Genomic DNA, 17,631 nt, shown 5'->3' with positions numbered 1-17,631 from the left:
CCAGTCCAGGGGTATAAATCATTTTGGCACTGGCTTATCAAGCACCCTGTTGAGTTCTCAAAGAACAACCACACACCGCCCGGAAACCCCACACCGTGGAGCCCCCGACCCGGGGCATTTCGTTCGCGCCCCCGCCGCTCTCGCGCCGGGCACTTTTACTACGTTACCTCGCCGTCTTCGCCGTGTCAAACCGTTTGTCCCGGTCTGTCGTGCTTCGTACGGGTTGGCGGCGACGAGCGCACGCAGCGGCGGACCGCTGTGATTGATCATCGATTTGGCAGACCGGCCGCTCTGCGGTCTCCCGCGAGCTCGCCCGGTTCCCTGCCGGCCGTGAACCTTACCCGGTCGGCTCCGCTGCGCCAAATCCGCCTCGCGGCAGTTTCGGCGAGCCCCGCCCGGACCGCGCCCTCCAGGGTTGCCACCCTGTCCGACCCGGCACCAGCTCGGTTCGGCACCCCAGGACCTTCGCCCTGTTTGCCCCGTTCCGCGCTGGCAGAGAGAAAGTTACGCGTCTGCTGGTTTGAACGTCAAATCGGGGGGTAGCGGCGCCCGTCACACCATTACCGGCTCGCTATCCCGCCTGGTCAGGGCCAGCACGACAGGCCGCACGCCAGTCGGGCGAGTCCTCGCCGCCGGGCCGAAGGGCGTGGCACCCGACTGCCCGAAGGGCGGGACACCGGGTCGGGTGGAGCCGGAGCTGAGCTGGATCACGGCGTCCGAGGGATGTCAGCGCACCGGCGAGCGCCGGTATTCCCGGCCCCGGAGCCGCCCGCCGTCGCCGCCACCCGGAACGGCCAGGACGAACGCTGGCGGCGTGCTCACCACATGCGATCGGCGCGGTAGGTCAGGAAGCCGGGCCCTCGGCTCGCCGGCGGGCCACCCGCCACGCGCGGACGCCGAGCACACCGACGGTGGTGCCGATGAGCAGGGACGCCGCGATCAGCAGGGCGTGGATCCAGAGGAAGCCGGTGGCCGGGAACTCCCCGACCGTGCCGGAGGACCAGGACCGGGGATCGTTCCAGATGGCGACCGCGAACCTCGGCCAGATCACCCAGGTCCAGACTCCGACCCCGGTGAGGAAGAGGGCCCAGCCTCGCGACAGCACCATGGCCGCCGAGTATGCCAGCGCGTCGGCGGTCAGGGATGGCGGAGTTGCCGGAAGGTGATCGAGTAACGCAGGTGGGGCACCGGGGGGATGCTGTGTTGCCAGCGCTCCCGGGCCGCGCCGGCGAGCACGTACGCCGACCGTGGCGCCAGCTCCACCTCGTACACCTTGCGGTCGTCGCCCGTGCCCTGCTGGAAGCGCAACAGGCAGGCGGAGCCCAGCGAGAGGCCGACGACGGTCGGCCCGAAGATGGACGCGTCGCGGTGCCAGCCGATCACCGAGCCCGGCGGGTACCTGGTGACCAGGGCCTGGACGAGCGCGGTCGCCGGGACTCCGGCGAGCGCGGCGCAGCGCTCCCGCACCCCGTGCAGCTCGACGGGCAGCGCCTCGGCGGCCGTGAGCTGGTAGGAGCCGTAGTCGTAGTCGAAGCCGAACTGGCAAACCGTCCGCCGGGCGATCCGTCCGTGCATGCGGACCTCCCGGAAGTCGAACGCCGCCAGCGCGGTCAGCAGTGACCGCTCCTCGTCGGGCTCGATCAGCTCCGGCTGGTACGTCAGTCCCGCCGGCCGCTCGTGGACGCCCCGCATCCGCCCCATGGGACCGACGATAACGGCGGCGCAACGGCACCCGTCGCGCGATTTCTCAACTGCGGTCGACAATTCGGATACGCGGTCGCCGAACGGGAGGCCCGCGTGATCACGGACCTCCCCGGACCGCTGTCTCAGAAGCAGGTGCCGATGCCACCGATCGCCGGGTTCGCCCGGTCGTGGTAATGGATCGTGCCGCCCGCGTCGGCCATGAAACCGCCCCAGATGACGCAACCACCCCTGACGTACGCCCGGGTCGGCCCGGCCGCCCAGAACCTGTCGCCGTCGTCGGTCCGGGTCGGCAGGTACGGGGCGGCGAGGTAGACCTGGGTGCGGGTCGGGGCGCCCACGTAGGCGGACTTGACGGTGACCGTGCAGCCGTAGCCGGTGACCGGGTGGTACAGCAGGTAGACGGTGCCGAGCGGAGCGCCGGTCTCCGCGTGGCGGATCGGGTCCTGGTCGAGGATTCCGTAGCCGGGCCCGCAGAGCGACTGCGGCGTGACGGGGTTGACGACGGCGGCCTGCGCGGCGGCGCCGGTCCCGGCCGCGAGGCCGAGCGCGACGACGAGAACCACCCCGATCCGGCGAATGGTGCGGTACATCCGTGTCCCCTTTTCTCGCTGCGGAAGATGCGGGACCAGAATGGTCGGCCCGCAGCGACGGAACGAATGTGCCGGATGGACACCTCGCATTGCCGCCGAATGTGCGCGCCCACAGTTTCCGCCGCTCCCACCTGCGACCGGAACGCGCCGTTCATCGACGTCCGGCGAATATGACGTACTTCGCACCCGAGACGTTCCAGTGAACCAAGAATTGCCGCGTTGTTTCCGGCGGGCGTGGGCGGGGCACTGCCCTCCGGGACCGGCGCAGACCGTCATCGGAGGTGACCCGTGCAGCCGTCGACCTTCAATCCCTGGACCTGGCGCGACCCGTCCGCCCTCGCCGGCGGATATTCCGGCGCCAACCCCGACTCAGCCCCGCCGGACGGGCCGGAGCCCGGCGGCGACGGACCGGACGCCCCCGGTCCCGGCACCCCGCTCGACCTGGTCGGCTACCGGGTGGAGGCCACCGACGGGCGGATCGGCTCGGTCGACGAGGCCAGCGACGACACCGACGCCCGCTGGCTGGTGGTGGACACCGGGCCGTGGATCTTCGGCCGAAAGGTCCTGCTGCCCGCCGGCACGGTGACGCGGGTGGACCACCTGGAGCGCACCGTCCACGTGGACCGCACCCGCGATCAGGTGAAGGACTCGCCGGCCTTCGATCCGGACGCGTACGGCGAGCCCGGCTACCGGGACCGGATCGGCGACTACTACCGGGAGAGCTACCGCCAGGGCTGAGCGGGCAGGGCCGGACCCGCTACCGTGGGGAGCGTGGTCCGGCCGATCAGCTACGCGCCGGAGGCCGTCGACCCCGTCGACGGCCTCCCGCTCGGCGTCGTGACCACCTCTCCGACCCGCTCCGACGACGGCCGCGAGCGGATGATCGACGTACTTCGTGCCGGCGGACTGCGGTTCCGCGACGGCGCGCGATGGCGCTCGGCTCGCTGAGCCGACCCTGACCGACCCCGGAGCACATCCCCGGTCGGCGCGCGCCCGCGCACACCTCTTCCACCAGGCACGAAAGGCGTACCACCATGTCCGTCGCACGGATGCTCACCGGGGACCGTCCCACCGGGCGGCTGCACCTCGGCCACTACGTCGGCAGCATCGCCAACCGGGTGCGGCTGCACCAGCGCTACGAGAGCTTCTTCATCATCGCCGACCTGCACATGCTCACCACCCGGAACACCCGCGAGGACATCGAGCGGGTCGCGGCGAACGCCCGGGAGATGGTCACCGACGTCCTGGCCGCCGGCGTCGACCCGGCGCGCGCCACCTTCTACCTCCAGTCGGCCATCCCGGAGGTCGGCGACCTGAACACCCTCTTCCAGAACCTGGTCACGGTGCCCCGGCTGGAGCGCGTGCCCTCGCTCAAGGAGATGGCCCGCGACGCCGGTAAGGAGGAGATGCCCTACGGCCTGCTCGGCTACCCGGTGCTCCAGGCCGCCGACATCCTCTGCGTGAAGGGGCAGGTCGTCCCGGTCGGCAAGGACAACGCGGCGCACGTGGAGGTGACCCGGGAGATCGCCCGGCGCTTCAACCGCCTCTACGGGGAGGTGTTCCCCGTACCCGAGGCGATCGCGTCCGAGACGCCGACCCTGGTCGGCACGGACGGCCGGGCGAAGATGAGCAAGAGCCGGGGCAACGCGATCGCGCTCTCCGCCGACTCGGCGACGGTCCGCCGCGCGGTGATGGGCATGTACACCGACCCGAACCGGGTCCGCGCCGACGTGCCCGGCACCGTCGAGGGGAACCCGGTCTTCGCGTACCACGACCTCTTCAACCCCGATCGGGCGCAGGTCGACGACCTCAAGGAGCGCTACCGGGCCGGGCGGGTCGGTGACGTGGAGGTGAAGGAGAAGCTGGCCGTCGCACTCGACCGGTTCCTGGACCCGATCCGGGAACGCCGGGCCCGGATCGAGGCCGAACCCGGACTGGTCGACCAGTTGATCTTCGAGGGCACGGAACGGACCCGGCACGAGGTGCGGCAGACCCTCGTCGAGGTCCGCCGGGCGATGGGCCTGACCAGCGCGTACACGCAGGTGCGCCGCCGGGCCGAGCGGCACCGCAAGGCCACCGCCACGCCGGCCTGAGCGGGCGTACGACCGGAGCGGACGCTGCGGGAGGCGGGCCGCGTGGTGGCGGCGCAGGCGGCGGAGGCGGCTCGTCCGACGCGGCCCTGCCCACCCGATTGGCCTGGCGGGTTCGGGGCACATGTCGCTAGTTTCTCGGTGTCTCATCGTCGTCGATCGGGGGAGTCGGCCGCGTGTCGCACATCGAGAAGATCACCGGGGAACTGCGCGCGTTGGCGACCGGCGTCGACAGGGCGCAGGCGCTGGCCTCCGCCGCCGACAACCAGGCGCAGGAGGTGGCCCTGCGCGCCGCCGGCGCCGGCTTCGCCGCCGTGGCGGCGGGCCTGACCCGCGTACGCGACGGCATCTCCGCCGTCCGCGGCGGCCTCGGCGGCCTCGCCACGACCATCGGCGAGGCCACGACGACCACCGCCGCCGTCCCGCAGGAGGCCAGCCCACACGAGACGATCACCGGCCTGACACCCGTGCAGAACGCGTGCGACGGCATCCGCGACACCGCCGCCGCCACCATCGCCCAGGTCCGCGAGACACGACAACTCGTCACCACCGTCCTGCACGGCGGCCAACCCGGCCCCCTCGTGCAGTCCCTGGAGAGCATCACGCAGGTCCTGAGCCTGGTCGCCCAGCGCACCGCCACCGCCCGGCAGGCGGTCGAAACGGCGATCGGCGAGGCCCGACAGCTGGGCTCCGCGGGAAACTGACCGGGGCTGGCGGCAGCACCCCGACCAGCCCGACCACCGCAGACCCCGCCCCCACCACCGCCTCGGCGGCTCACGACCGCACCGGACACGACGGCCCTGCGCACGGCCCAACGCACGGACACGTGCCCTGGAGCAGGCCGGGTACCGGCGCCCCTGGCGGCACGCCGAGCGGGCCACGTACCCGGATCCCGGCCAGGGAGAGACCGACGGAACGCCGCAGTCTGGAACTGGAGAACGAGACCGCCGAAAAAATCGCCTACGAGGGCTACCGGGTGCACCAGAACCCGACGAAACAGGAGATCGCGGATGCGCAGTTGAGCACCGGCGACGTCGTCGATCCGAAGAGGTCCCCGGACTACCTGGTCGAAGGGCACATCTTCGATTGCTACGCTCCCGGTCCCACCACCTCCGTCCGCGCCATCGGAAGCGCGGTCACGAGGAAGGTTACGGACGCCCAGACCCAGCGCGTGGTGTTGAACCTCCAGGACTGGCAGGGAGAACTCGCAGCCTTGCAGCGACAGTTCGACGACTGGCCGGTGCCGGCATTGAAGGAGCTGGTGGCGGTCACACGGAGCGGCACGATCGTCCAGATCGTCTGGCGGGACTGAGGAAGGCCGAAAACATGTCCATCACCTATCGACTGACGCTCGCCGGCGACATCCCGCTGGAGTTGGTGGCCGAACTCGCCGCACCGGGCGCCACCGAGACACCGACGCCGGCCGGCAACCGCCTGCTCAGCGCCGACCTCAACGATGAGTGCGGCTTCGCCGTCAGCATCACGTCGGGCAGCCACGGGTACTACGAGGCGGAGGCGGACGGGGCTGTGTGGGCGTGGGAGCCGGAGAACCACGTCGACATCGGCTTCCACATGCGCAAGGAGAGGCTGAGCGACCTCGGCAGGCCGCACATGCTGCGGACCGTGGGCCGGGTGCTGGCCGACCGGCCCGAGGACGCGGCGCTGGTGCTCAACGACAACTGGTTGCTGCTGACCCGGGTCGACGGCGTGGTCCGCCGGCACAACGAGGCCGACTGGTACGACGAGACGTACGACAGCTTCCTGCCCAGCTGACCCGCCGGACCGGCTCGCCCGGCCTTCCGGGCCCCCGTCGCACGGGCGCGGCCGTCCTACCATTCGGATCGTGGCGAACTTCGATGTCCCGACAGCGGTCGCGACGGTCTGGCAGCGGCAGGCGGCCTGGTCACAGGCGTCCGGCGAGGCCAAGCGCGTCATCACCCGCGCGCGCCTGACGGTCGCCGGGCTCACCGTGGGCGCCGCCGTGTGCGGCACCCTGGCCAACCAGCTCGGGCCGGCCCGTCCCGGCGCGGGCCGGGCGCTCGCCATCGTCGCGGCGGCGGCGCTGCTCGTGGTACCGCTGGCCGCCCGGTGGGCCTCCCGCGACGCGGTGCACGCGTGGACCCGGCTCCGCTCGGTCTCCGAGGCGCTGAAGGCCGACACCTACCGCTACCTCGCCGGGGTCGCCCCGTTCCGGGGCCCGAACCGGGACGCCGTCCTGCTCGGCCGGTTCGACGCGCTCATGGACGACGCCGGCGACCTGGTCGGCCGCACCCTGGACGCGCCGCCGGCCGCCCGCCCGCTGCCGGCGGTCTCCGACGTCGCGACGTACGTGACGGAACGGGTGCAGCGGCAGGTCGACGCCTACTACCTGCCGGCCGCCCGCCGGATGGCCCGCGCCGCCAGGCGGGTGCGGTACGCGGCGACGGGGCTCACGATCGCCGCCGCCCTGGTCTCCGCGACGGTCGGGGTGCTCGGCGACAGCCTCGGGTTCACCGCTTGGATCGGCGTCGCGGCGGCCGTGACCACCGCGCTGGTCGGCTACGGCTCCGCCCAGCAGTACGAGCACCACCAGATCGAGTACGCCCGCACCGCCGACCAGCTCACCCGGCTGCGTACGGCCCGCGAGGCCGGGCTGGGCTGGGCCGACGACGACGCGTTCGTCGCCGAGGCCGAGCGGATCATCTCGCTGTCCAACGAGGGCTGGATGGCGCGGACGATCGAGCAGGATGGCGCTGCGCAGCCGTGACATCACAGGTTGTGCCATATAGCATCGTCGATAGTCGTCGTTGACCGTCGCGGTGGGCGGCCCTCCGTCCACTCCCGACTGAATGGGGAACCGACGTGGATCGCACCGCACGCCAGCCCGATCTCAGCCCACCGCCGCTGGACGACCTCCGGCGCACCCCGCTCGGCCGCATCCCGCTCGACCGGGCCCGTTCCGTCGCCCGCGTGACCAGCCGTGGGGAGGATCGTCCGGCCCGTGTCGATGTCGCGGCCTTCAACTCTGCGATCTGAGCCGGCCGAGCCGGGTCGCCGACCCACCGACCGGGTCGCCCCGCTGACGCAGTACGTGCTCAAGCTGGTCAGCCGCTGCGACCTCGCCTGCGACCACTGCTACGTCTACGAACACCCCGACCAGTCCTGGCGACGCCAGCCCCGGATGATGGCCCCGGCCACCGTGCGTGCCGTCGCGGAGCGGATCGCGGAGCACGCGGCGGCGCACCGGCTCGACGGCGTACGGGTGGTGCTGCACGGCGGCGAGCCGCTGCTCGCCGGTGCCGCCCGCCTCGACGCCACCGCCGCCACCCTGCGCCGCGTCATCGAGCCGGTGGCCGGGCTCGACCTGCGGATGCAGTCCAACGGTGTGCTGCTCACACCGGCGACCTGCGAGGTGCTGGTCGCCCACGACGTCAAGGTGGGGATCTCCCTCGACGGCGACCGGGCCGCCAACGACCGGCACCGCCGCCACGCCAACGGGTCGAGCAGCCACCGGCAGGTGCTGCGCGCGCTGTCGCTGCTGCGCAGCCCCGCCTACCGCACCAGCTACGCGGGCATCCTCTGCACCGTCGACCTCGCCAACGACCCGATCCGGGTGTACGAGGCGCTGCTCGCCGAGGAGCCGCCGCGCGTCGACTTCCTGCTGCCGCACGCCAACTGGGACAACCGGCCCGCCCGGCCCGACGGGCGCGCCACGCCGTACGCCGACTGGCTGCTGGCGGTTTACCGGCGCTGGCTGGCCGACGGGCGGCCGGTGCCGATCCGCCTGCTGGAGTCCCTGCTCTCCACCGCGTCCGGGCACGGCAGCCGCAGCGAGGCGGTCGGCCTCAGCCCGGCCGACCTGGTCGTCGTCGAGACGGACGGCACCTTCGAGCAGGTCGACTCGCTCAAGTCCGCCTTCGACGGCGCCGCCGCCACCGGCCTGGACGTCTTCCGGCACCGGGTGGACGACGCCGCGGCCCACCCGGCGATCGCCGTACGACAGAGCGGTCTCGCCGGCCTCTGCGCGACCTGCCGCGCGTGCCCGGTGGTCCGGCACTGCGGCGGCGGCCTCTACGCCCACCGCTACCGTGCCGGCAGCGGCTTCGACAACCCGTCCGCCTACTGCCCGGACCTGCTGAAGCTCGTCCGGGTGGTGACGGCGGCCCCGGTCGCCGACGAGCCGACCCGACCCACCGACCCGCTCGACGAGCGGGTCCTCGACGACCTCGCCTCCGGCGCCGGCACGGCGGCCTCGGCGGCACAGCTCGCCGCAGTCCACCTGGCGATGGTGCGCGCCCTGCTGGTCACGCTCAGCGAGCGGGCCGCGGGCGACCCGGTGGCGGCCGACGGGTGGCGGCTGCTGGTGCACCTCGACGACGCGCACCCCGACGCCGTGCGCGCCGTGCTGGCCCATCCCTTCGTACGCCGCTGGGCCCGGCGCTGCCGGGACGGCGCGGCCGAGCTGTCCTACCTGGCGTGCGTCGCGGCGGCCGCCGCCGTCCGCGCCGGGGTCCGGGCCGACCTGCCCGTCCCGGTGCGCGACGGGGTCGTCAGCCTGCCGACGCTCGGCGCGCTCGCCGTCGGCTGCGAACGGGGTGTCGTCCGACTCGTCACCGACGACGGGGACGTCCGGCTGGCCGGACGGCGGGTCACCGCCGACGCGGGCCACGACGGCGACCCGGCGCGGGAGGACGGACCGGACGGCTGGCTGCCGGTGCGGTCCCTCCGCGTGGGCGGGGACAGGCTGCTGCTGGAGGACACCGACCCGCACCGGGAGTGCTACGACCTGCCGGTCGAACCGCGCCTGTCCGACACCGCCGCGCTGCGGTGGACGCGGCAGGTGCAGCGGGCGGTGCGGCGGATCGACGCCGAGACCCCCGGCTACGCGGCCGGGGTCCGCACCCTGCTGCGGGCCGTCGTGCCGCTGCGCGCGGCGCCGGCCGGTCGCTCCCGCAGCGCCGCCGCCGGCGCCGCCTTCGGCGCGGTGGCCGTCATGCCCGTACCCGACGACGCCACCCTCGCCGTGCTGCTGGTCCACGAGGTGCAGCACCTCAAGCTCGGCGCGGTGCGGGACGTCTGCGCCCTCTTCGAGCGCGCCGGGAACCGGACGCTGCGCGTGCCGTGGCGGGAGGACCCGCGCCCCCTGGCGGAGGTGCTGCACGGCGCGTACGCCCGCCTGGCGGTCGCCGACGTGTGGCGGCACCGCCCCGGCCCGGCCGCCGGGGGCAATTTCCGTCGCTACCGGGCGTGGACCGACGGGGCCCTCGACGCCCTGCTCGGCGTCGACGCGCTGACGGCCACCGGCGAGCGGTTCGTCCGGGGGATGCGCGCCACGGTGGACGGGTGGTCGTGACCGCCGGTCTGCTCCGGCGCGACCCGCTGGCGACGGACCTGCGGGCGCTGGGACTGCCGCCGGGGGCCACCGTGCTGGTGCACTGCGCCCTGTCCCGCGTCGGCCGGCTCGCGGGTGGCCCCGCCGCCCTGCTGGCCGCCCTGCGGGACGTGCTGGGCGGGTCGGGCACGGTGGTCGTACCGGCGCAGACGGCCGGAAACTCGACGACGTCGCGGCCGTTCCGGGCGGCGACCGCCGGGATGAGCGCCGCCGAGGTCGCGGCGGCCGAGGCGGCCATCGCGCCGTTCGACCCGGAGCACAGCCCCTCCCAGGGCATGGGGATCTTCGCCGAGCACGTACGCCTACAGCCGGGGGCGGCGCGGAGCCGACACCCGCAGACCTCCTTCGCCGCCCTCGGCCCCGACGCGGCCCGGCTGACCGCCGTCCACGACCTCGACTGCCACCTCGGCGAACGCTCTCCGCTGGGCGCGCTCTACGCCGCCGACGCCGTGGTGCTGCTGGTCGGCGTCGGCTGGTCCGTCTGCACGGCGTTCCACCTGGCCGAGTACCGGCTGCGCCGGCCGCCGGTCGCCCGGGCGTACCGGTGTTACGTGCGCGACGCCGCCGGCCGGCGGGTCCGGCGCGACTTCCGGGCCCCGGACCTGCACGACACCGACTTCCCGCTGATCGGCCTGGCCCTGACGGACACCGGCGCGGTGCGGCACGGGCGGGTCGGCCGCGCCGACTGTCGGCTCGTGGGCGTCCGGGTGGCCGTCGACTTCGCCCGGGGGTGGATGGATGAGCACCGGCGGTGACGGGCGGGGCAGCGCAGAGTTGGCCGCGCTCGATACTGTGGACGGTCGGGAGTCGCCGCACCGGTCGGGAGCCTCAGGTGGCAGAGGAAACACTCTGGGAGGACGAGAGCGCCCCCGTGTTCTTCCTCAGCTACGCCCACAAGAAGAACCAGGTCGCGGCACCCCGCGACACCAACCAGAAGGTCTTCCAGCTCTTCGTCGACCTGTCCGACCACGTCGTCGAGCTGCTCGGCCTCGGCCCTGGGCGCACGGCGGGGTTCATGGACCGGATGCTCGACGGCGGGCAGGTGTGGACCGACGACCTCGCCTTCGCCGCCGGGCACTGCCAGGTCTTCATCCCGTTGATCTCCACCCACTACCTCAACAGCGACTGGTGCGCCCGGGAGTGGGACGCGTTCACCCGCCGGCCGATCCTGACCCGGCCGGGCGCCGATCCGTCGGCGGGGGAGACGCCGGTCATTCCGGTGAACTGGTCCCTGGTGGACCGTCGCCGCCTGCCGGCGGCCGTGTCGCGGCGGCAGATGTTCACCCCCACCCGGCTGCCCCCGGAGATCGCCCCGCAATACCACGAAGAGGGCATCTACGGCCTGCTGAGCCTCGGCGACACCGGCAAGGCCGCCTACGACGCGGTGGTCTGGCGGCTGGCGCAGCGCATCGCCCGGGCCTACCAGACGCACTGGGTGCAGGCGCAGGTCCCCGCCGACGTACGGCAGTTGCGCACCACGTTCGAGGAGGGCGGACATGACGTGGTCTGACCCCGCCCCGCCCCGCGGCGTGCCCCGCCGGGAGACCTACTTCTTCCTCAGCTACGCGCACTCGGTGCCGCTGTCGGCCGGTGTGCGCCCGGACACCGACTACTGGGTCAACCGGTTCTTCAACGATCTGGCCACCGCCGTCCGGCACGCCGCCACCAGGGGCGGCGACCTCGACGCCGGCTTCTACGACGGCCAGGTCAGCCCGGGCGCCGACCTGCGGCAGACGCTCACCGACGCGCTCAGCCTCGCGCACGTCTTCGTGCCGCTGCACTCGCCGAACTACTTCCGCAACGCGTGGGCGCTGGGCGAACGCGAGTCGTTCCGCAGCCGGCTCACCCGGCTCGCCCCGGCGCAGGCCGAGCAGCACCTGGTGCCGGTGCTGTGGCTGCCGCTGCCGTCCTGGGGCGACCGGCCGGAGACGACCCGGGCCCTCGACCTGGTGCCGGACGCCGGCGACCGGGCCGACTACGCCGAGAACGGGCTGCGCGCCCTCTGCAAGCTCAGCGCCTACCACGACCAGTACCTGCGGGTCCTCGGCGCACTGGCGAAGCGGATCGTCACGGTGGCTGAGAGGCAGCCGCTGGCCAGGTCCCGGGCGGCGACGCTGTCCAGCCACCCGGTGCCCGACAGCGTCGGCCCGGCGCTGGTCGTCACCACCCTCACCGACCACGCACGATGGCGGCCCTACGCGGGGCAGCACGAGCTGGCCGTGGCCGACTACGTCGCCGCGACCGCCGAGCGGCTCGGTCTGCCCACCCGGGTCGTCGACCTGGCGGCGGCCCGGGCCCTGGCGCCGCGGAGCCCCACCGTCGTGCTGGTGGACGCCGCGACCGGAGCGACCGCCATCCGGTCGGCGCTGGACGATCTGCCCCGCTGGGTCGTGCCGCTGGTCATCGCCGCCGACCACGAGCGCGGCGAGACGGCGCCTGAGTCGGTCTCCGAGGCGTTGCAGGGCGCCGGGTTCCCGCGGGTCATGCCGGTACGGGGGATCGACGAGTTCGAGCGCTGCACCCCGCTGCTGGTCACCGAGGCCCGCAAACAGTTCCTGCGGTACGGCCCGGTCGACCCGCCGGACGGCCCGGTCACCCCGAGGCCCAGCCTGCGCCCGGCCCGGCCGCCCGACGGACCGACGGGGTCCGGTCCGGGCCTGCCGCCGCTGCGGCCGTTCGACACGACGCGAGGGAAGGACGAGCGATGACGCCATCGCGCGAAGGGCAGGTCATCACCTTCTACTCCTACAAGGGCGGTACGGGCCGCACGATGGCGCTGGCCAACACCGCCTGGATCCTCGCCGCGAACGGCCAGCGGGTGCTCGTCGCCGACTGGGACCTGGAGTCTCCCGGCCTGCACCGCTTCTACGCCCCGTTCCTCGACGCGGAGCAGGTCGCGACCACCGGCGGGGTCATGGACCTGATCCTCGACTACGAGTGGGAGAACGCCCGCCGGCGGGAGGAGACCGGCGCCGACCCCCGCCCCGGCGACTGGCACCGGGAGTACGCGCGCGTCCACCGCTACGCGTTCTCGGTGGGCTGGGAGTTCCCCGGCGGCGGCAGCCTCGACCTGCTGCTGGCCGGCCGGCACAACCCCGACTACGCGACCAGCGTGACCGGCCTCAACTGGGACAACTTCTACAACCGGCTCGGCGGCGCGCAGTTCTTCGACGCGCTGCGCGAGGACATGAAGCGGCACTACGACTACGCGCTCATCGACAGCCGCACCGGCATCAGCGACGTCGCCGAGATCTGCACCATCCACCTGCCCGACGTCCTGGTCGACTGCTTCACCCTCAGCGACCAGGGCATCGACGGTGCCGCGGCGGTGGCCGCCCGGGTCCGGGACTACGAGGGGCGCCGGGCCCGCCGGGTGCTGCCCGTGCCGATGCGGGTCGACGACGGGGAGAAGAGCAAGCGCGACGCCGGGCGGTCGCTGGCCATGCAGAAGTTCACCGGCCTGCCGGGTGGCATGACCGACAGCGAGCGGCAGGCCTACTGGCTCACCGTCGAGGTGCCCTACCGCGCGTACTACGCCTACGAGGAGACGCTGGCGACCTTCGGCGACGAGCCGGGCGGGCGCACCACCCTGCTGTCGGCGTACGAGACGTTGACCAGCCACATCACCAACGGCAGGATCACCGGCCTGCCCCGGATGGACGACCAGCTGCGCCGCCGGACGGTGCAGCGCTTCGAACGCAAGCCGGCGGTCGTCGACGAGCTGATCCTGCTCCGGCACGCGCCCGAGGACCAGATCTGGGCGGAGTGGGCGCAGGCGGTGCTCAACTCCGCGGATCTCCGGGTGGTGACCGCCGCGCTGGACGGGCCGGCACCCGAGCCGACAGGCACGGCGTTCCGCGAGGTCCGGCTGGTCTCCCGGGCCTACCTGGCGGCCCAGCGCTCCCGCACCGGCCCCGAGGACCGGGCCGCGCCGAGCTGGCTGGCCGTGCACGTCGACGACACCCCGCCCGTGCCGGACGTTCCGGTCGGGAGCTGGACGTCGGTGCACGACCTCACGGCCGAGGACGCGGCGACCCACCTGCTGAAGCTGGTCGGCCGGACGGTGGGCGCGGCCGGTCTGCGCCCGGCCCGCTTCCCGGGCGTACGCGCCGCCGTGTTCAACGCGCCGGCCCGCAACGCCCGCTTCACCGGGCGCGAGGATCTGCTGCGCAGGCTCCGGGAGGAGCTGAAGGCCGCAGGCGGCGGGACACCGGTCGCGCTGCGGGGCGGCCCCGGTCTCGGCAAGACGCAGCTCGCCATCGAGTACGCCCACCGGTTCCGGGGTGCGTACGACATCATCTGGTGGGTCGCCGCCGACCCGCCGCAGTTCGTCGACGTGCGGATGGTGGAGCTCGCCGAGGAGCTGGGCCTGCCCCAGACCACGATCCCGGAGACCAACCGGGCGCTGCGGCAGCGGCTGAGCCAGACCGAGCGCCGCGCCGACGGCAGCCCGCCGCCGCACTGGCTGCTCATCTTCGACAACGCCGACCTCTACGAGGACGTCCGGCCCTACCTGCCGCAGGGCAACGGGCACGTGCTGGTCACCACCCGCAACCCGGACTGGGGCGACCTGGCGCGGGCCGTGGACGTCGACGAGTTCGAGCGGGCGGAGAGCGTGGCGCACCTGCGCGCCCGCCTGGGCGAGCACCTGATGAGCGTCGCCGAGGCCGAGCGGGTCGCCGACGCCGTGGAGAACGTGCCGATCTTCGTCGCGACGGTCGGGGCGTGGCTGGCCGACACCCGCACGCCGGTCGACGAATACCTGGCCGGGCTGCGCCGCACCGGCCTGGAGACGGAGGTCTGGGACCTCCCGTTGCAGCGGCTGAGGGAGGGCTCCCCGGGGGCGTACCGTCTGCTTCAGCTCGCGTCGGTGCTCGCCCCGGAGATCTCCCTGGACCTGCTCTACGGCGACCAGGTGGCGCGGGTCATCGCCCCGCACGACCCGGTGGTCGCCGCGCGGGTGGCCGACCGGGTGTCCGAACGTGACATCGCGGCGACGCTGGTGCAGCGGATGAACAAGCTCGCGCTGATCAAGCTGGACCCGCACGCCCACCGGGTGCAGGTGCACCGGTTGTTGCAGACCGCCCTGCGCGCCCGGATGAGCGACGACGAACTGGTCACGGCCAAGCACGAGGTGCACCAGATCCTCGCCGGATCCCGACCGCCGGGCGAGGTGGAGGACCCGGCGAACCGGCAACGGTTCCGGATGCTCTGGCCGCACCTCGACGGCTCCGGCGCGATCTCCTGCGACGACGACGACGTCCGGCAGCTGGTCATCGACCGGGTCCGCTACATCTACGTCAGCGGCGGATACGAGCAGGGCGAGCGGTACGCGCGGGAGACCGAGGCCGTCTGGTCGGCGCTGCTGGAGGAACTGCCGCCGGACGGGCCGGAACACCGCAAGCTGCGCGTCCAGCTGCTGCACCTGCGGTTCAACTGGGCGAACCTGCTGCGCAGCCTCGGGCGGTTCGAGGAGGCCTACCGGCTGGACGAGGACACGCTGCGCCAGCAGGAGGAGCTGATCGGCGACAGCCACCCGCACACGCTGATGACCGCCGGCGGTTACGGGGCGGACCTGTGCACCCTGGGTCGATACCAGGAGGCGCTGGAGCGCACCCAGCGGACGTACGCCGCGTCGGTCGAGGTCTTCGGCGAGGACCACCGCCGCACGCTGAACGCGGCGAACAACCTCGCTGCGTCGTACCGCCTGGTGGGGATGTTCGACAGGGCCCTCGACCTCGACGGGGCCACCAACCGGCGGCTACGGGTCGTGCTCGGCCCGGAGCACCCGAACACCCTGGTGTCGGCCAACAACCTCGCCCGCGACCTGCGGGAGACCGGCGACTACGAGGGTTCCGTGGCGCTGCTGCGGGAGGTGGTGACCGGCTACCGGAACCTCTTCGGCGACCACTCCCGTGCCGTGCTCACCGCGCAGGCCAACCTGGCCGTGTCGCTGCGCAGCACCGGAGACATCGCCGAGGCCGCCCAGCTGCTCGACGAGACCTACCAGCGGCTGCTGGCCACCCTCGGGCCGACCAACCCGGACACGCTGTTCAGCCGGCTCAGCCGGACGGCCAACATGATGTTGCAGGGGCAGAACGCGCAGGCCCTGACGGAGCTGAGCGAGGTGGAGCAGCAGTTCGTGGAGGTGTTCGGCGCCGAGCACCCGTACTCGCTGGTCTGCCGGATCAATCTCGGCGTGGCCCTGTGGGACGCGGGCGACACCGGCACCGGCCGGTCGCTCACCGACACGACGACGCGGACGATGCTCACCACGCTCGGCGAACGGCATCCGTTCGCCATGGCGGCGGCCAACAACGTCGCGGTCTTCACCATCCTCGCCGGGGAGCCGGAGAAGGGCCGCGACCGGCTGCGGGCCGTGGTGGAGCAGCTCACCGAGGTGCTCGGGCCCGAGCACCCCGACACGCTGCGGGCCCGGGGCAACCTGGAGACCGCCCACCAGGCGTTGTCGGGCGGGCGGGTGAGCATCGGGCGGATGCGGATCGCCGACCGGCTCGCCAACCGGGTCGGGCAGCACCATCCCAGCGTCGTGGTGCTGCGCGACGGGCGGTACGTGCGCCGGGTGCTCGACCCGCACCCCTACTGACCGGGCCGCGCGCCGATCAGCAGGTCGGCGCCGAGTGCCGCGTCGGGGTCGACGAGCCAGCGCAGGATGCGCGGCAGCTCCTCGACCGCGTCGAAGTGCGCCGCCCCCGGCTGCACCTCCATCTCGGCACCGGGGATCTGCGCGGCCAGCCAGCGGCCGTGGCTCACCGGGGAGAAGTTGTCGTCGGCGCCGTGCCACAGCCGCACCGGCGTCGCCGAGGTGTCGATCGCCCCGAGGTCGAACCCCCAGGGGCGGCGGAAGGCCAGCACGTCGTCGATCCACCCGTACGGGCCGGAGCGGAGCGCCTCCGCGTAGGTGTCGGTGATGAGTCGCCGCAGCGCCGGGTCGTTGACCGCCCGGCGGTCCGCCGTGCTCATCTCCGTCCTGAGGTCCGCCAGGAGCAGCCGCGGATCCGCAGCGGCCCGCTCGGCGCGCTGGCGGATCTCCTCGACCACGGCGGCCGTGTCGGGGCTACCGACGCCGAATCCGCGGACGTTGCCGGTGTTCATGCCGTTGACCCAGTCCAGCTCGATCGCGTTCCAGGGGGCGAGACTGACCAGCACCGCCACCCGGGTCACCCGGCCGCGCAGCCGCGCGTCGGCGGCGCAGGCGAGGGCGTGCGGGCCGCCGCCGGAGCGGCCGACGACGGCGAACTTCTGCACGCCCAGGTGGTCGGCGATCGCCTCCACGTCGCGGGCGGCGTCGGCGACGTCGCGGTCCTCGCGGCGGTCGGAGTCGCCGTAGCCGGGCCGGTCGTAGGCGATCAGCCGGACGCCCATGCGGTAGAGGACGATGCCGCGGGGCTTCGGGCCCCGGCGGCTGCCGGGCGTGCCGTGGAGCAGGAAGACGGGGAAGCCGTCGGGCGCGCCGGTCACCTCGTACGCCACGCGTCTGCTGTCCTCGCGTTCGGCGAAGTCGGCCCCTGGCTCGCCGTCTCGGGTCACTCCGTCCTGCCCTTCGGTGCCGCAACCAGCCAATACTCGCAACCCGGCATCGAGTAGAGACGATGTGTCCGGCGACTCCACTCAGCAATCGAGCCTAATGGTCAAGCCCGCCACGCCGCTATGCCGAGCGGGAACAAGCGGCCGGATCTGTCGGAAACGACACCTACGGTCCCCCTGGGCTGGAACTTCCGGCTGCCCCTTCCGCCGGGTGGCCGGGGGCGGGTCCGCATCGTGGGCGGCCGGCGGCCCGGCGTGGTCCGCCGGGCCGGCGTGGTCCGCCGGGCCGGCGTGGTCCGCCGGGCCGGCGTGGTCCGCCGGGCCGGCG

General features: G+C 73.4%; 17 protein-coding genes. 13 read left to right on the top strand and 4 right to left on the bottom strand.

All coding sequences use genetic code 11. The features are described from left to right. Positions 1 to 844: 844 nt before the first annotated feature. The 3 genes from AC5L34_RS07545 to AC5L34_RS07535 all read right to left on the bottom strand — a co-directional run bounded on the left by AC5L34_RS07545 (position 845) and on the right by AC5L34_RS07535 (position 2,294). Complete coding sequence (locus AC5L34_RS07545) at positions 845 to 1,108, bottom strand: SCO4848 family membrane protein (protein WP_089002984.1); 264 nt, start codon at positions 1,106 to 1,108, stop codon at positions 845 to 847. A gap of 29 nt (positions 1,109 to 1,137) precedes the next feature. Then, entirely contained in the window at positions 1,138 to 1,701 is a 564-nt protein-coding gene (locus tag AC5L34_RS07540) for an alpha-ketoglutarate-dependent dioxygenase AlkB (RefSeq protein ID WP_494824175.1), read from the bottom strand. Between the two features lie 125 nt (positions 1,702 to 1,826). After that, the gene (locus AC5L34_RS07535; RefSeq protein ID WP_494824173.1) at positions 1,827 to 2,294 is read right to left on the bottom strand and encodes a hypothetical protein; all 468 of its coding nucleotides are present in this window, start codon (positions 2,292 to 2,294) and stop codon (positions 1,827 to 1,829) included. A gap of 288 nt (positions 2,295 to 2,582) precedes the next feature. On the opposite strand from AC5L34_RS07535, the gene AC5L34_RS07530 reads away from it, so the two are divergent. From AC5L34_RS07530 to fxsT, 13 genes are all read left to right on the top strand, one after another. After that, positions 2,583 to 3,032 (top strand): PRC-barrel domain-containing protein, encoded by a 450-nt coding sequence (locus AC5L34_RS07530; protein ID WP_250100307.1) that lies wholly within the window; start codon positions 2,583 to 2,585, stop codon positions 3,030 to 3,032. A 33-nt stretch (positions 3,033 to 3,065) separates the two neighbouring features. Further along, on the top strand, positions 3,066 to 3,242 hold the full coding sequence (locus AC5L34_RS07525) for a hypothetical protein (protein ID WP_157747272.1): 177 nt from the start codon (positions 3,066 to 3,068) through the stop codon (positions 3,240 to 3,242). Between the two features lie 86 nt (positions 3,243 to 3,328). Beyond that, the gene (trpS, locus tag AC5L34_RS07520) at positions 3,329 to 4,387 is read left to right on the top strand and encodes a tryptophan--tRNA ligase (RefSeq protein ID WP_494824172.1); all 1,059 of its coding nucleotides are present in this window, start codon (positions 3,329 to 3,331) and stop codon (positions 4,385 to 4,387) included. A 173-nt stretch (positions 4,388 to 4,560) separates the two neighbouring features. Next, positions 4,561 to 5,088 (top strand): DUF6244 family protein, encoded by a 528-nt coding sequence (locus AC5L34_RS07515; RefSeq protein WP_441174044.1) that lies wholly within the window; start codon positions 4,561 to 4,563, stop codon positions 5,086 to 5,088. Between the two features lie 185 nt (positions 5,089 to 5,273). Continuing rightward, positions 5,274 to 5,696: a CdiA C-terminal domain-containing protein gene (locus AC5L34_RS07510; protein WP_441174102.1), complete on the top strand. Its 423-nt coding sequence runs from the start codon at positions 5,274 to 5,276 to the stop codon at positions 5,694 to 5,696. 14 nt (positions 5,697 to 5,710) lie between these two features. Continuing rightward, entirely contained in the window at positions 5,711 to 6,157 is a 447-nt protein-coding gene (locus AC5L34_RS07505; protein WP_441174043.1) for a SitI3 family protein, read from the top strand. Positions 6,158 to 6,227: 70 nt separating this feature from the next. After that, a complete protein-coding gene (locus tag AC5L34_RS07500; protein WP_494824170.1) occupies positions 6,228 to 7,130 on the top strand; it encodes a DUF4231 domain-containing protein in 903 nt (300 codons plus the stop codon). Positions 7,131 to 7,225: 95 nt separating this feature from the next. Further along, on the top strand, positions 7,226 to 7,399 hold the full coding sequence (locus tag AC5L34_RS07495; protein ID WP_363905382.1) for a hypothetical protein: 174 nt from the start codon (positions 7,226 to 7,228) through the stop codon (positions 7,397 to 7,399). Continuing rightward, positions 7,371 to 9,716 (top strand): FxsB family cyclophane-forming radical SAM/SPASM peptide maturase, encoded by a 2,346-nt coding sequence (locus tag AC5L34_RS07490; protein WP_441174101.1) that lies wholly within the window; start codon positions 7,371 to 7,373, stop codon positions 9,714 to 9,716. Before AC5L34_RS07495 ends, AC5L34_RS07490 begins: the two co-directional genes overlap by 29 nt. After that, positions 9,713 to 10,510, top strand: coding sequence for an AAC(3) family N-acetyltransferase (locus AC5L34_RS07485; RefSeq protein ID WP_494824217.1), 798 nt, complete (start codon positions 9,713 to 9,715; stop codon positions 10,508 to 10,510). Before AC5L34_RS07490 ends, AC5L34_RS07485 begins: the two co-directional genes overlap by 4 nt. Positions 10,511 to 10,587: 77 nt before the next feature. Then, the gene (locus AC5L34_RS07480; RefSeq protein WP_089002976.1) at positions 10,588 to 11,265 is read left to right on the top strand and encodes a TIR-like protein FxsC; all 678 of its coding nucleotides are present in this window, start codon (positions 10,588 to 10,590) and stop codon (positions 11,263 to 11,265) included. After that, positions 11,252 to 12,463, top strand: coding sequence for a TIR-like protein FxsC (locus AC5L34_RS07475; protein ID WP_494824168.1), 1,212 nt, complete (start codon positions 11,252 to 11,254; stop codon positions 12,461 to 12,463). Before AC5L34_RS07480 ends, AC5L34_RS07475 begins: the two co-directional genes overlap by 14 nt. Beyond that, positions 12,460 to 16,362 carry an FxSxx-COOH system tetratricopeptide repeat protein gene (fxsT, locus tag AC5L34_RS07470; protein WP_441174038.1) on the top strand — a complete coding sequence of 1,301 codons (3,903 nt, stop codon included), beginning with the start codon at positions 12,460 to 12,462 and terminating at the stop codon, positions 16,360 to 16,362. The genes AC5L34_RS07475 and fxsT overlap by 4 nt, the downstream gene beginning before the upstream one ends. Here fxsT and AC5L34_RS07465 read toward each other — a convergent pair. Further along, entirely contained in the window at positions 16,356 to 17,306 is a 951-nt protein-coding gene (locus AC5L34_RS07465) for an alpha/beta fold hydrolase (protein ID WP_441174037.1), read from the bottom strand. The genes fxsT and AC5L34_RS07465 overlap by 7 nt on opposite strands. Positions 17,307 to 17,631 lie beyond the last annotated feature (325 nt).

The sequence above is a fragment of the Micromonospora sp. ZG13 genome (assembly GCF_059359355.1).
The sequence above is the reverse complement of the archived record's forward strand: the minus strand, read 5'-3'. Positions and strand labels throughout refer to the sequence as shown.